At 68.9% G+C, this 13,842-nt stretch carries 11 protein-coding genes; 7 read left to right on the forward strand and 4 right to left on the reverse strand.

The genetic code is table 11. The features are described from left to right. Position 1 precedes the first annotated feature (1 nt). Positions 2-2,119 carry a type I DNA topoisomerase gene (gene topA / locus VKV57_14480; GenBank protein ID HLW61109.1) on the reverse strand — a complete coding sequence of 706 codons (2,118 nt, stop codon included), beginning with the start codon at positions 2,117-2,119 and terminating at the stop codon, positions 2-4. A 941-nt stretch (positions 2,120-3,060) separates the two neighbouring features. Between topA and VKV57_14485 the strand changes: the two genes are divergently transcribed. From VKV57_14485 to VKV57_14515, 7 genes are all read left to right on the forward strand, one after another. Next, positions 3,061-4,374: an SAF domain-containing protein gene (locus tag VKV57_14485; protein HLW61110.1), complete on the forward strand. Its 1,314-nt coding sequence runs from the start codon at positions 3,061-3,063 to the stop codon at positions 4,372-4,374. Continuing rightward, positions 4,371-5,354, forward strand: coding sequence for a sugar-binding transcriptional regulator (locus tag VKV57_14490; GenBank protein ID HLW61111.1), 984 nt, complete (start codon positions 4,371-4,373; stop codon positions 5,352-5,354). The genes VKV57_14485 and VKV57_14490 overlap by 4 nt, the downstream gene beginning before the upstream one ends. A 66-nt stretch (positions 5,355-5,420) precedes the next feature. Next, positions 5,421-6,647, forward strand: a complete 1,227-nt coding sequence (locus VKV57_14495; GenBank protein HLW61112.1) for a sugar phosphate isomerase/epimerase family protein — start codon at positions 5,421-5,423, stop codon at positions 6,645-6,647. Between the two features lie 168 nt (positions 6,648-6,815). Beyond that, a complete protein-coding gene (locus tag VKV57_14500) occupies positions 6,816-7,595 on the forward strand; it encodes a metallophosphoesterase (protein ID HLW61113.1) in 780 nt (259 codons plus the stop codon). A gap of 20 nt (positions 7,596-7,615) precedes the next feature. After that, entirely contained in the window at positions 7,616-8,614 is a 999-nt protein-coding gene (locus tag VKV57_14505; GenBank protein ID HLW61114.1) for an ABC transporter substrate-binding protein, read from the forward strand. A 4-nt stretch (positions 8,615-8,618) separates the two neighbouring features. Further along, positions 8,619-10,337 carry an iron ABC transporter permease gene (locus tag VKV57_14510; protein ID HLW61115.1) on the forward strand — a complete coding sequence of 573 codons (1,719 nt, stop codon included), beginning with the start codon at positions 8,619-8,621 and terminating at the stop codon, positions 10,335-10,337. 1 nt (position 10,338) lies between these two features. Continuing rightward, positions 10,339-11,427: an ABC transporter ATP-binding protein gene (locus VKV57_14515; protein ID HLW61116.1), complete on the forward strand. Its 1,089-nt coding sequence runs from the start codon at positions 10,339-10,341 to the stop codon at positions 11,425-11,427. Here VKV57_14515 and VKV57_14520 read toward each other — a convergent pair. From VKV57_14520 to VKV57_14530, 3 genes are read right to left on the reverse strand one after another with little or no spacing between them, the layout of a single operon-like run. Further along, complete coding sequence (locus tag VKV57_14520) at positions 11,376-12,035, reverse strand: HAD-IA family hydrolase (GenBank protein ID HLW61117.1); 660 nt, start codon at positions 12,033-12,035, stop codon at positions 11,376-11,378. The genes VKV57_14515 and VKV57_14520 overlap by 52 nt on opposite strands. Next, entirely contained in the window at positions 12,035-12,904 is an 870-nt protein-coding gene (locus VKV57_14525; GenBank protein ID HLW61118.1) for an ABC transporter permease, read from the reverse strand. Before VKV57_14525 ends, VKV57_14520 begins: the two co-directional genes overlap by 1 nt. After that, entirely contained in the window at positions 12,897-13,814 is a 918-nt protein-coding gene (locus tag VKV57_14530) for an ABC transporter permease (GenBank protein ID HLW61119.1), read from the reverse strand. The genes VKV57_14525 and VKV57_14530 overlap by 8 nt, the downstream gene beginning before the upstream one ends. Between the last annotated feature and the right edge of the window lie 28 nt (positions 13,815-13,842).

Below are 13,842 nucleotides of genomic sequence, written 5' to 3' on the forward strand. Positions count from 1 at the left end.
CTCAGGACGGCGCCCCGACCTGCTCGACCTCTCGCGGTTTCGGCAGTTCCTTGTACTGGCAGCCCTTGTTGCTGCACACGACGGGCGCCGGCGTCCCCCGCCGGGCGCGCTTCGCCACCAGCATTTGCCCGCACTCGGGGCAGACCCGCCCGGTTGGGCGGTCCCACGAGGTGAACGTGCAGGCCGGGTAGTTGGCGCATCCGAAGAACATCCGCCCCTTCCTGGTGCGCCGTTCCACCACTTCCCCCGCGTCAAGCGGACACTTGACCCCGATCCCGACGGGGCGTGTATACGAACACTCCGGATACCCCGAGCAGGCGATGAACTGCCCGTAGCGCCCGCGCCGCTTGACGAGCGGCTTGGTGCAGCGGGGGCACGGTTCCCCGATTTCCTCGGGCGCCATCTCCACCTCTTCGATGTTCTGCTCGGCCTTGTGCAGCACTTCTGCGAATGGCCCATAGAATCCGTGGAGCAGGCGGATCCAGTCCTCCTGCCCCTCCTCGACCCGGTCGAGGTCCTCCTCCATGTGGGCCGTGAACCCGACGTTCACCACGGTGGGGAAGTGCTCGACCAGAAGGGAGTTGACGAGCGTGCCGAGCTCGGTCGGGTACATCCGCCGGTCCTCGAGCTCCACGTACCCGCGATGCTTGATCGTCTCGATGATCGGCGCGTAGGTGCTCGGCCGGCCGATCCCCCGCTCTTCGAGCGCGCGCACGAGCGTCGCCTCGGTATAGCGGGGAGGCGGCTGGGTAAAGTGTTGCGCGGGATCGAGGCTCACCAGCCGCAGGCGCTCCCCCTGCTGAACGTCCGGCAGCCAGCCTTCGGGAGTGTCCTCCTCCCCGTTGTCGCGCCCCTCGAGGTATACGCGGAGAAACCCCGGGAATTTCACGCGCGATCCGGTGGCCCGGAACAGGTAGGGGCCGACGGTGATGTCGACGGCCAGCGTATCGAGCACCGCGGACGCCATCTGGCTGGCGAGGAATCGCTCCCAGATGAGTTTGTACACCTTGTATTGATCCGCCTTGAGGAACGGCTTCACGATTTCCGGAGTGCGCAGCACGGAGGTCGGCCGGATGGCTTCGTGGGCCCCCTGGGCGTTCCGGCGAGATGGGTACTGTCGGGGTTGGCCGGGGACGTAGGGCGCACCGAACACCTGCCCGATGTACTCACGGGCCTGCTGCTGCGCCTCCTCCGCGACCCGAACGGCGTCGGTGCGCATGTAAGTGATCAACCCGACGGTTCCTTCCGTCCCCACGTCGAGACCTTCGTAGAGCTGCTGCGCCACAACCATGGTGCGCGCCGCCGAGTACCCGAGTTTCCGGTTCGCCTCCTGCTGGAGCGTGCTCGTGGTGAACGGCGCCGAGGGATGCCGCTGTTGATCTTTACGGCGGATCTCGGTGACCGTGAACGGCAGCCGTTCCACTTCCTGCACGATCGCTTGCGCGGTGGCTCCGTTCGGGACGTCGATCTTCTCGTCGTTCTTGCTGACCAGACGCGCGACAAATGCGGCCTCTTCGGTCTCCCGCGCCAAACGGGCAGCGATCGACCAGTACTCCTGAGGGACAAAGGCGTCGATCTCCTGTTCCCGCTCACAGATCAGACGGACCGCCACGGATTGCACGCGGCCGGCGCTCAGCCCGCCGCGAATCTTTCGCCAGAGCAGCGGGCTGATCTTGTACCCGACCAGGCGGTCCAGGATCCGGCGGGCCTGCTGGGCGTTCACGAGGCTGATGTCAATGTCCCGGGGCGCGAGCAGCGCCTTGCGCACGGCCTCTTTGGTCACCTCGTGAAACTCGATCCGCTTGATCTTCGGGTTCACCTTGGAAAGGATCGACGCAAGATGCCAGGAGATCGCTTCGCCCTCGCGATCGGGGTCGGTGGCCAGGTAGACGGCGGACGCCTTCTTGGCCGCCGCCTTCAGCTCTTTGATGACCGGCCCTTTCCCCTTGGGCACAACATATTTCGGCGTGAATTCGTGTTCGACGTCGACCCCCAGCTGGCTGCGTGGAAGATCCTTGACGTGTCCCATCGAGGCGATGACTTCGTACTTCCGGTCCAAGAGCTTCTTCACGGTCCTCGCCTTGGTGGGCGATTCTACAACGACGAGTGATTTGGTCACGAATCGCCTCCTGGCTGATGCAACCAGCTGTCCCTCCTGTTAACCGACCGGGGGGCACACGGCTTCCCCGACGGCTGCCGAACCATCCCGCCCCGATCGCGGGCGACCAGCGCGGCCGACACCGTTTCCTCCCAGGCCAAGCCCCCGACGGCCCGACCGGCATCCGTCATGGACCCACCGGGGAAAAGCCCGCCCCCGCTGCGTGGGGAGCGGCCGTCCCGCGATCCGCCGGCGGCTGGAACCGGGGAAAGTGGCGCCCCGGGTGTCATTGGGGCCGGCTTCTCACTCCCCCCTCGGTCGCGGCGGCGACCCGTGCCGGGGCGCCGATCTGCGAGGGCACCGAGATCGTCGACGGAGCCCGGGCGGTGCGCCGTGGGCGCCTTAGAGGCCCTTCCCCCGTCCGTCAATGTCGCTTCCATTAAAGTACGGTTAAAGTACGGTGCCCGTACGGTGCTCGGCCCGATACGCCGAATCTGGGCCGCACCCCAGCACCGCCTCCCTCCCACATCGGCCGGGACGCCGCATCGGGCTGCCGCCCTCGGAGTCCTTCGGTCGCCTCCGACCTCAGCCTCCCGGATGGTGATCCTCACGCAAGGCTCCGATCGACACGGGACCGACGACGCCGCCGGACGGCGCGCAATTACACACCGACGCGCGCGGATCGTCCTTACCTCTATACCCGTATCCCGGCGATTTTATACCTCTCCTCCGACGATTGTCAAATGCGAGACCCTAATGCCTATCGATCGGCGCTCCACGGCAGCGCTCCGCCGGCCCCGATCGATCGCACGCCATCTCCTCCTCGAACCACGTTGTCCCCGCCGAACCGGGGCCGATCCCAGCCACGACGCCGCCGAACGATCGCCGCTTCCGCTGGCAGGAAGCCCCGCGCCCCCCGATGAAGGGGAAGGCACATTGGGAACCGCCGTGAACATCCGTTCATGAGGCTGCTCGACCGCCTTTCCCAACTCGACCGGGAGCGGCACCCCATCCGGGTGGCCGTGATCGGCGCCGGCCAGATGGGCAGCGGTCTGGTGCATCAACTGGCTCGCCTGCCCGGCATGCGGGTCGCCGGCGTCTGCGACCTGGCGGTGGAGCGGGCGCTGGCGGCGGTGGAGGGGGCCGGGATCTCGGCGGACGTGGCGGGAGGTCGAGGGGAAACCGACCGGCTTCTGGCCGAGGGGCGCACGTGCATCGTCTCCCAAGCCGGTTGGCTGGTCGACGCCCCCTCCGTGGACGCGGTGCTGGATGCCACGGGAGACCCGGAGACCGGCGCCCGTCTGGCGTTCGCGTCACTCACCATTCGCAAACCGTTCATCACCATGAACGTCGAAGCCGACGTGACGGTAGGACCCATCCTGGCGTGGCTGGCCCGTCGGTCCCACACCGTGTACACCGTCGCCGGCGGCGATGAGCCTTCGGTCCTCTGTGAGATGGTGGATTTTGCTCGGGCGGTCGGCCTCGAGGTGGTGTGCGCCGGGAAGGGGAAGAACAACCGGCTGGACCGAACCGCCACGGCGGAGGCGGTGCGCACCGAGGCCACCGCCAGGGGCATGAGTCCCCGGATGCTCGCGGCGTTTGTCGACGGCACCAAGACGATGGCCGAGATGGCATCTTTGGCCAACGCGACCGGGCTCGTCCCCGATCTCCCCGGCATGCACGGCCCTCAGGCCAACCTCGCCGATCTCCTCCGCACCTTCGTCCCCGAGGCCGACGGCGGCATCCTCCGCCGCGGGGGGGTGGTAGAGTACGCGATCGGCGACGTCGCCCCGGGAGTGTTTCTCGTCGTCACCTCCGCCAGCGGCTCCATCCGGCGGGATCTCGCCTACCTGAAGATGGGTGAGGGACCCTACTACCTCCTCTACCGTCCGTACCATCTGGCGAGCCTGGAGGCTCCGCTCTCGGTGGCGCGCGCCATGCTCTCCGGGGAAACCACCATGGCCGCCGCCGGCGCGGCGCGGGCCGAGTGTGTGGCGGTGGCGAAGTGCGACCTACGACCCGGAGAAATCTTGGATGGGATCGGCGGCCGGATGATCTACGGGCTGGTGGAGCCCTCCGCCCAGGCGTCGGCCGGCCGCGCCGTACCGATCGGCGTCACCCAGGGGGCCCGGGTCCTCCGCCATATCAGCGCGGGGTCGGCCTTGAGCGACGGTGACGTCGCGCTGGATGAGGCGCTCACCATCGTCCACCTGCGCCGCCTGCAGGAGGCCCTCACATCTCAAGGTCGCCTCGACGCGGAGGGGAGGGGGGCATGAGCGCCGATCGAGCGCTGATCACCAAGGTCGCCGACCTGTACTATCTTCGGCATCTTACCCAGCAGGCGATCGCCGAACGCCTCGGCGTGTCCCGCCCCACGGTGTCGCGACTCCTCCGCCGGTCACGCGCGGAGGGTATCGTCAAGATCGAGGTGACCTACCCCGACGGTCACCAACACGAACTCGAGCGGACCCTCGAAGACCGTTTTCGTCTCCGCGAAGCGATCGTCATCCGCGGGCGGCCCGAATCCCCCTCGCTCACCCGCCGGGCGCTTGGCGAAGCCGCCGCCGCCCATCTCGACCGGATGCTCTCCGGCGCGGAGCGGATCGGCATCTCCTGGGGAACGACCCTCGCCTCGCTGGTCGACCACGTGCGCCCCCGCAGGCTACGGTCGGCGGTGGTCCCGCTTGTCGGCGGGCTGGGACAAGCGGCACCGGAGATCCACGCCAACGATCTGGCCCGGCGGCTCGCGGAAGCGCACCAGGGAACGGCGCACCTCCTCCACGCCCCCGCCATCGTCGCCACCGGCAGCGTACGGACGGCCCTCCTCACCGACCCCGGCATTCGCCGGGTGCTCGATCTGGCGTGCCGGGTCGACATCGCACTGGTCGGCATCGGCGCACTCGTTCCCTCGTCGACCCTGATCCACAGCGGGTATCTCAACGCCCGTGAACTGACGACCCTGCGCCGGAACGGTGCCGTGGGAGATATCTGCACCCGGTCGTTCTCCGCGGAGGGGGCGGGCATCGGCGGCGCCCTCGATGCCCGCACCATGGCGGTGGATCTCGATGATCTCAGGCGGATCCGGACGGTGATCGCCGTGGCGGGAGGCTTGGAAAAGGCCGAGGCGATTCTCGGGGCCCTGCGCGGGGGGCTGGTCACCGTCCTGGTCACCGACCACCTCGCCGCCCGAGCGGTCCTGCGGGCGGGGCCGACCCAACCGGAGCGCCCTCGGGTCGAGCAGGAGGCCCGGGGGTGATGCGCCCCCCTCTCGCCCCCGGCCCGGCCGCGGGTCGGCAGCCGTCACCGGGAGGAGGATCCACCCATGCCGACGCGTCATGAACGGTACGAAATCGAACTCCACTGCGGCCGCTGCCGCCGCTCGACGTCGCACCTGGTCGCGGTCGGCGAGCGTTCCCTCTCGCGCGTTCTGTGCATCGCCTGCGGTCGGGTGGTGGTCGTGGATACCCTCAGGTTCATGGAGCAGTACGTTGACAGCGTCATGCGCCGACTCGTGGCTAAGCCGTTTGAGATCACAACCGAGTTCACGCGCAGCCCGCGCGCCTTCTTCACGTCGCTACCCAGCCGCATGCTGACCAAGCCGTTTCGGGTGGCGGCCGAGCTCCGAACGACCATGGACATCGTCCGCCTGCGGCGGCGGAGGCCGACGCCCTCCATGCCCCCGCCGCCCCTCCCGAGCGCTCCCGGAGAACTCCCCTCCGTGGAGCGGCGGTGTCGGGTCCTCCTGAGTGCCCCCTTGATGTGGGCGCACCCCGCGGAGGAGGTGATCGCCAGCGCGCACGACCTCGGGTACGACGGCGTGGAGCTGTGGGCCTATCAGCTCGCGGAGGACGGCACCGACCCCGCGGCGATTAGGGCGCAGGCCCAATCGCTTGGCCTTCTGCTCACCCTCCACGCGCACAGCTGGGACCTCAACCTCTCCTCGCACCTCGACCCGATCCGGGCGGCCTCCTTGGACACCGTCCACCGATCGGTGGCGCTCGCCGGTCAACTCGGGGCGCAGATCATCGTCGTCCATCCGGGGCGGATCACGGTGCCCTTCGAAGAAGCCGAGACCTACTGGCCTCGGCTGGTTGCCAGCCTGAGGGACATCGCCGACGACGCGGCCGCCCGCAACGTCCGGGTGGGCGTCGAGCACATGGAACCGCGCCAGGGCGAGTTCATCGTCACCCCCGAGCAGGCCAACCGGCTCGTGGCCGAGGTGGACCGCCGGAACGTCGGGACGGTCCTCGACATCGCACACATTCCCTGGGGAGCGGACGAGTCCGCGTTCATCGCCGCCCTCACCCACGTCATCCACGTCCACCTGAGCGACGCGGATGAGTCGAGACTGCATCTTCCACTCGGCCAGGGCGCGCGAAACCTGGCCCGCCTTCTCGCCGCCCTGCGCGACTTCCGGGGGGCGATGGCGCTCGAGGGGTACTCGATCGAGGCCGGGACCGACTTGGCGCGCTGGAACAAGGCGCGCTTCGAGGAACTCTGGCGGGAAGCGGCGGCGCTGAGCGGAGAGGTCGTGCCCGGGCCTCCGTAGCCTCAGTAGTCCCCGGCGCGCCGCGGTCCTGCGCGTTTCACCTGCGCTTCACGCCTGAGAGCAGGAGGCCGCGGCGACGATGCCAAAGGCTCTGTCCATCCGGGATGGAACGGTCGGCAATCCACGCAGGAACCCGGCCGAAGCGCCCGGTGGGGGAGCCCCGCGAGGGTGAAACTCGGAATCGTTAGCGACATCCACTGCGGGCCGGACGCCGACACGCGGCTGGGGAGCCAGTCGCCGGCGCTGCTGGAAGGGTTTGGCGAAGCGATGCAGGCATTCCGGCCCGACTGCATCATCGACCTCGGCGACCGGATCAACGACGTTGCCGGCGCGCAGGACCGCCAGCGGACGGCGTGGGTGCGCAAAACGCTTGCCGCGCTCGGCGTGCCCGTTTATCATGTCCTGGGCAACCACGACGTCGCCAACCTGTCGAAGGCCGACCTCGCCGACCTCTTGGACAAACGGGGGGCGTACGAGGCGGTGAACCAAAACGGGCTGCGGCTCGTCTTGCTGGACAGCCAGGACCCTCCGTTTGAGCGGATCGGGGGGACCGTCGGATCCCGCCAGCGGGAGTGGCTGGAGACGGTGCTGGCGGAGTCGCGCGAGCCCTGTCTCGTATTCGGCCACCACCCGCTCGACGAACAGCGACTCGATGGCCACTGGTACTTCGCCGCCCACCCCGCCCATGCCCACACACGCGGCCGGGAGGCGGTGCGGTGGGCCATCGAACGATCGGGACGCGTCCTGGCGGTGTTTACAGGGCACATCCACTGGACGCGCGTGACCACGATCGCTGGGATCCCGTATGTGACGCTGGGTTCGCTCGTCGACGGGGGGTTCACGCAGGGCCGGCCGTGCGGCACGTTTGCCGCGGTGACGGTGCGGCCGCGGGAGATCGACGTCGAGGTCGCGGGGCTGCTGCCGGACCGGTTTCAGTTGAGCCGATGAATGGGAGAAGGGAGCGTCGCATGCGAATCGCCGCGCTGAGCATCATCGTCCTGCTGGCCGCCGCGGTCACGGGCTACCCCAGGGTCCAGGCCGCCCCGTCCGCGGGGACCATCACCCTGTACACCTCCGAGTCGGAGGATGACGTCAACCTCTTGGTGCAGGACTTCATGCACCGGACCCCCGGGATCACGGTCAAGATCTTCCGCGCCGGCTCCGGGCCGGTGGAGGCCAAGATCGAAGCCGAGTCGCAGGCCGGCGCGATCCAGGCCGACGTCATCTGGTTCGCCGACATCACCTTCTTCCAAAACCTCGCCCGCAAAGATCTGCTCCTCCCCTACCGCCCCCCTGCCGCGGGGCGGGTTTCGCCCGAGTTCCACTACGACCGAGACCGCTACCACGAGGTGCGGCTGATCTTCAATGTGGTGGCGTTCAACACCCAGCAGGTGAAGTTTCGCCCCACGAGCTGGTGGGATCTCACCCTCCCCCGCTACCGCGGACGCGTGGGAATGCCGAGCCCGTTCATCTCCGGGGCCGCCTTCGCCCACGTCGGGACCTTCGCGGCGATGCCGGAGTTCGGGTGGGGGTTCTACCAAAAACTGGCGGAAAACCACGCGCTTGTATTTCGCAGCAACGGAGACGTGATTCAAAAACTCGCCTCGGGAGAGATCGCGATCGGCCAAGTGGTGGACTTCTTCGTGCGGGCACTCCGGGCGCAAGGCTCGCCCGTGGACTACATCGTGCCGAAGGAAGGCGCGGTGCTGGTGCCAACCCCGGTCGGGATCATCAAGGGCACGGCCAACCGCCCCACGGCCGAGGCGTTCATCAATTACCTGTACACGCCCGAGGCCCAGCGGCTGTTCGCCTCGCGCGCATACATCCCGGTCGTGCCGGGCATCGCCGTCCCGCCGGGGACGCCAGAGGCCGCCCAGATGAAAATCATTCAGCCAAATTTGAGTTACATCGACCAGCACCGGGAAGAGATCAAGACGCGGTTCACCGCCCTGTTCGGCACGCAGTAACCTCGTGGCGACCTTCCCCAGCGCGGGCGCGAGGCAGCCCAGCTTACTGCGCCGCGCTCTGCTGCTGATCGGCTGCGTGGCGATTGGGACGCTGGCGCTCCTGATCGTCTATCCGACTGCGACGCTGGTGCTGCAGTCGCTCCTCGTCAACGGACGGTTCTCGCTCCACCATTACGCCCGGGTCGCCGCCGACGGCTCGACCTACACCGCGCTCGCGAACAGCTTGGTGGTGTCCCTCTGGGCCACGGCGGGGGCGACCGGGCTGGGCGTCGTGTTGGCCTGGCTGGTGTCCCGCACCGATCTCCCGCATCGGATGTTTTGGCGGACGGCGCTGATGGTTCCGTACATGATTCCGCCGTTCATCGGCGCGATCGCGTGGGTCGACCTCCTGAACCCGGCCGGGTACCTGAACCAAATCTGGATGGCGTCTACCGGATCGCCCGACCCTCTGGCCGTCATCTACGGGCGAAATGGGGTCGTCTTTGTGATGATCCTCTACGAATATCCCATCGCCTATCTCGCCGCCCTCGGCGTGCTCCAACGGATGAGCCCCGCTCTGGAGGAGGCCGCCCGGATGGCGCGGGCGGGACCCTGGCGCGTGCTGCGGGACGTCACCGTCCCCCTGGCCCTCCCCGGGATTCTGGCCGGGGCGCTGCTCGTGTTCATGGCGTCTCTCGGGAACTTCGGCATCCCGGCCATCATTGGGTTCCCGGCGCGATACGTCGTGTTGACGACGAAGATCTACAGCCTGATCCTCAACTTCGACCAGCCGGATCATCTCCAGGCCGCCGCGGCCCTCTCCATGTGGTTGGTCGGGCTCGCCGCCATCGTGCTCTACGCGGAGCGTGCGGCGCTACGGCGGGGGCGCTTTGCCACGATCGGCGAGGGGGCGTCCTCCGCCGCCTCGCTCGTTGCCCTGGGGGGATGGCGCCGTCCGGCCACGCTGGCCCTCACCGGCCTGCTCGCGGTCGGGGTCGCCCTCCCGGTGGCGGCGATTCTCCTCACCTCGTTGGTGCGCGCCTACGGCCTTCCTCCGGTGCCGGCGAATCTGACGCTCCAGCATTATGCAACGGTGCTGTCCGGGGTGCCCAAAGTGCGGCGGGCCCTCATCAACAGCATGGGGTTGGCGGCGGGCTCGGCCACCCTGATCGTCCTCCTCTCGGTGGCGATCGCCTACCTGGTGGGCCGGAAGCGGGTCGGCGCGGCGGGGCTGATCGACCTGCTCATCACCATCCCCTACGCGGTACCGGGGACGATCGTGGCGCTGGCGATGATCCTGGCCTGGCTGCGCCCCCTCCCCGTGATCGGCGTGCGCCTCTACGATACGTTCTGGCTCATCCTGCTCGCCTATGTCGCCAGATTTCTCGTCTTCGGGGTCCGCACCGCGCTGGCCGGAATGCGGCAGATCCACGGATCGCTGGACGAGGCCGCGCGCATCAGCGGCGCCGGGCCCCTCGAGGCCTTTCGGGACGTTGTGCTTCCCCTGATCCGCCCCAGCCTGGTCTCCGGGTGGTCGCTGGCCTTCATTCCGGCCGTGGCCGAACTGACGCTGTCCATCCTGCTTTTCTCGGTCGGCAACGAAACTCTCGGCGTCGTGATCTTCGGACTCCACGACGAGGGCAAAATTGCCCTCTCCGCCGCGCTGGCGGTCCTGGTGACGGGCCTGCTGATCGGGGTCAACCTGCTCACCCGGGTGCCCCTCGCGGACCGGCTGAGGGTGTGACGTGGCCGAACTCGCCCTCGACGGGCTGGGGAAAGCGTTCGGTGCAGTCTGGGCGGTGCGCGATCTGTCCCTCGTCGTCCGAGACGGGGAGTTCGTGACCTTGCTTGGCCCATCGGGGTGCGGAAAGACCACGACCCTCCGGATGATCGCCGGGTTCGTCGCCCCCACCACGGGGCGGATCGCGCTCGGCGGGCGTGTGCTCTCGTCCGCATCGACGGGCGCCGCGGTTCCCCCGGAACGTCGGGAAATGGGCATGGTCTTTCAGAGCTACGCCGTGTGGCCGCACATGACCGCGGAGGCGAACGTCGCCTACCCGCTCCACCGCTCCCGCCTCCCGCGTGCAGAAGTGGAAGCCAGAACCCGCCGCGCCATGAGCCTCGTCCGCCTCGACGCGCTGGGCGCCCGTCACCCCCAAGAACTCTCCGGCGGCCAGCAGCAGCGGGTCGCCCTGGCGCGGGCCCTGGTGATGGAGCCCTCGGTCCTCCTCCTCGACGAGCCGCTCAGCAACCTGGACGCGAAGCTCCGCGAGGAGATGCGCATCGAGATCAAAGACCTCCAGGAGCGGCTGGGGATCACGGTGGTCTACGTCACCCACGACCAGGCCGAGGCGATGGCGCTCTCCGGCCGGATTGCGGTGTTGCGGGAGGGACGGATCATCCAGACCGGGACCCCGCGGGATCTCTACGAGCGGCCGGCCGACCCGTTTGTGGCCGCCTTCATCGGTGCGGCGAACTTCGTCCCCGGGACCGTCGCGGGGGGGAGCGCGGGATCGCTTCACGTGCGGTTCGCGGACGGTCAGGTCATCGTCGTGCCCGGGGCGGCCGAGACGGACCGGGTCCTCGTCTGCATCCGCCCGGAGGATTTGGAGTTCGACCTCCAGGGAGTCCTGCGCGGCACCATCGTGCGCGCCACCTACCTCGGCAACCGCGTGGATTACGCCGTCCGCATCGGCGACGTGACCGTGCGGGTGGAGGGACGGCCCGGCGCGGGCCCCTCGGCCGGGGAGGTGGTGAGGCTCAAGATCCGGCGGGCGGTGGCCTACCCTGCGCCGACGAGCGGAACGACCCGGGCGGGGGTCGCCACGACGTAATCCGGTCCCGCCGCGAGCAGCGCCGGCCCTTCGCGCGTTCCCCACATCGCCGCCGCGCTCCGGGCGCCGGCCGCGCGGGCGGCCTGGATGTCGAAAACGCCATCGCCGACAACGAGCGCATCGCGCGGCGGCGTCCCCAGCCGCCGCGCCGCTTCCACAATGGGGTCGGGAGCGGGCTTCGGCGCGGGGGTGTCTTCCGCGCTGACGGCCACCCGAACCCACCGCTCCAGCTCGAAGGCCCGAAGCGCCAGGGCGGTGGACCGCCGCCGCTTGGAGGTGACGACCCCGATGGGCGCGCGGCCGTCGAGCCCGGCCAGCATCTCCACGACGCCCGGGAACAGCACACAGAGGCGATCGTGGTGTGCATCGTAGTAGTCGGTGTAGGCCGCGACCAGCGCCGGGACCCGGGCGGGGGCGAGGTGGGCGAAGCGTGCCGGGAGGGGCTCCCCCCAGTGCGCCGTGACCTCGTCGTCCGCCAAATCCCGGGCGAGCACGGTGCGGGCGGCGTGGCGGAAGGACGAGGCAATCAACGCGTACGAGTCGATGAGCGTGCCGTCGAGATCGAAGAGAACCGCGCGGACCGGCCGATCCGGCTCCCTGGGCGCCATCAGGTGCGGAGACGCGGATCGAGCGTATCCCGCAGCCAATCCCCCGTCAGGTTCACGCCGAGCGCGGTCAGCGCCAGCGCCGCCCCCGGAAACGCCGCGAGCCACCAGGCGAAGAAGATGTAGTTTCGTCCATCGCTCACCATCGTCCCCCACGCCGCCGCGGGGGGTTGGATCCCGAATCCCAGAAAGCTGATCGTCGCCTCGGCGATGATGAACTGGGAGACCTGCAGCGTGCTGATGACGATGATCGGGGTCATCACGTTCGGAAGGATGTGCCGGACGATGATCCGCCCCACCGGCGCTCCGGTCGCCACCGCGGCCAGAACGTACTCCCGGCCGCGCAGGGCCAGCACCTCGCCTCGGACGACCCGGACGTAGAGCGGCCACCCCGCGATGATGAGACTGAGAACGATATTCCGCAGCCCCGCGCCGATGATCGCGTTGATGGTCAGGGCCAGCAGGATAAAGGGAAAGCTGAGCTGGATGTCGGCGATCCGCATGATCACCGCGTCGCCCCACCCGCCGAAGTACCCGGAGAGAAGCCCCAAGGTACAACCCACCCACCCCGCCACGATCACGGTGGCGATCCCCACGAGGAGCGCGATCCGCGCGCCGAAGATCACCCGGGACAGGACATCCCGTCCCAACTGGTCGGTCCCGAACGGGTGCGCGTGGCCCGGGGGCCGGAGCACGACCGCGAACGAGGCGGCGGTGGGGTTATACGGGGCCAGGGACGGCGCGAGCAGGGCGCACGCCACCGCCGCCGCCACGATCGTTAGCCCCACCAGGCCGGTGCGGCTCTGCCGGAGCCAGCGCCGGCGAAGGCGGACCCCCCCGCCCCGCGCCGGCGGCGCCGCGGTTCTATCCATAGCGCACCTGCGGATTCAGCCAGAGATAGGACAGGTCGACGAGAAAGTTCATCGTCACGTAGAGGAACGACGTGATGAACACGCCGACCATCACGACGGGAAAATCCCGGCCCAACAGGGCGTCCAAGATGTACCGGCCCAGTCCCGGCCAGGCGAAGATCGTCTCGGTAACGACCGCCCCCCCCAACAGCTGGCCGGCGTTCAATCCGAACACGGTGACGATGGGGATCGCCGCGTTTTTCAGCACGTGGCGGATGAGCACAGCCGGCTCGCCGATCCCCTTGGCCCGTGCCGTCCGAACGTAGTCCTGCCCCAGCGCGTCCAAGACCGCGGACCGTGTGACGCGCGCGATCTGGGCGGCATAAAAAGCGGCCAGCGTCACCGCGGGGAGCACGAAGTGGGTCCAGTCGCCGTACCCACTCACCGGAAACCAGCGCAGCCACACGCCGAAGATCCAGATCAGCATCAACCCCAGCCAGAACCCCGGGATCGCCTGGCCCAGGGCGGTCGCCGCGATCCCGAGCGTGTCCACGAGGGTCCCCCGCCGTGCCGCGGAGACGATGCCGATCGGAACGGCCAGCCCGGCGACGAGCGCGAGCGAGACGACCGCCAGCTCAAGCGTCGCCGGGAAGTGCTGGAGCACCAGCGGGAGCGCCGGGGCGCGATAGCGGAGCGAGGCCCCGAAATCCCCTCGCCCCACCCGGCCGAGGAAGTCGAGGTACTGGACCCACACCGGCCGGTCGAACCCGAGGAGGTGTCGGAACGCGGCGATATCTTTTGGCTGGACGTCCAGGGGGAGGAACAGGATCACCGGATCGCCGGTGATGTGGACGAGAAAGAACACGGCGGTGAGCGCGAAGAACACCGCGATCGCCGCCTGCACCACGCGGGCCGCCAGGTAGGTCGCCATGCGCGGCTCAGCTCACCGCCCCGGCCGC

The organism is bacterium, from assembly GCA_035307765.1.
Taxonomy (GTDB): Bacteria; Sysuimicrobiota; Sysuimicrobiia; order Sysuimicrobiales; family Segetimicrobiaceae; genus Segetimicrobium.

What these genes read in the sequence shown, in the direction of transcription:
- VKV57_14485 (HLW61110.1), top strand. Translation starts at nt 3,061, where the DNA reads ATGAGGCTGCTCGACCGCCTTTCCCAACTCGACCGGGAGCGGCACCCC.
- VKV57_14490 (HLW61111.1), top strand. Translation starts at nt 4,371, where the DNA reads ATGAGCGCCGATCGAGCGCTGATCACCAAGGTCGCCGACCTGTACTAT.
- VKV57_14495 (HLW61112.1), top strand. Translation starts at nt 5,421, where the DNA reads ATGCCGACGCGTCATGAACGGTACGAAATCGAACTCCACTGCGGCCGC.
- VKV57_14505 (HLW61114.1), top strand. Translation starts at nt 7,616, where the DNA reads ATGCGAATCGCCGCGCTGAGCATCATCGTCCTGCTGGCCGCCGCGGTC.
- VKV57_14520 (HLW61117.1), bottom strand. Translation starts at nt 12,035, where the DNA reads ATGGCGCCCAGGGAGCCGGATCGGCCGGTCCGCGCGGTTCTCTTCGAT.
- VKV57_14525 (HLW61118.1), bottom strand. Translation starts at nt 12,904, where the DNA reads ATGGATAGAACCGCGGCGCCGCCGGCGCGGGGCGGGGGGGTCCGCCTT.
- VKV57_14530 (HLW61119.1), bottom strand. Translation starts at nt 13,814, where the DNA reads ATGGCGACCTACCTGGCGGCCCGCGTGGTGCAGGCGGCGATCGCGGTG.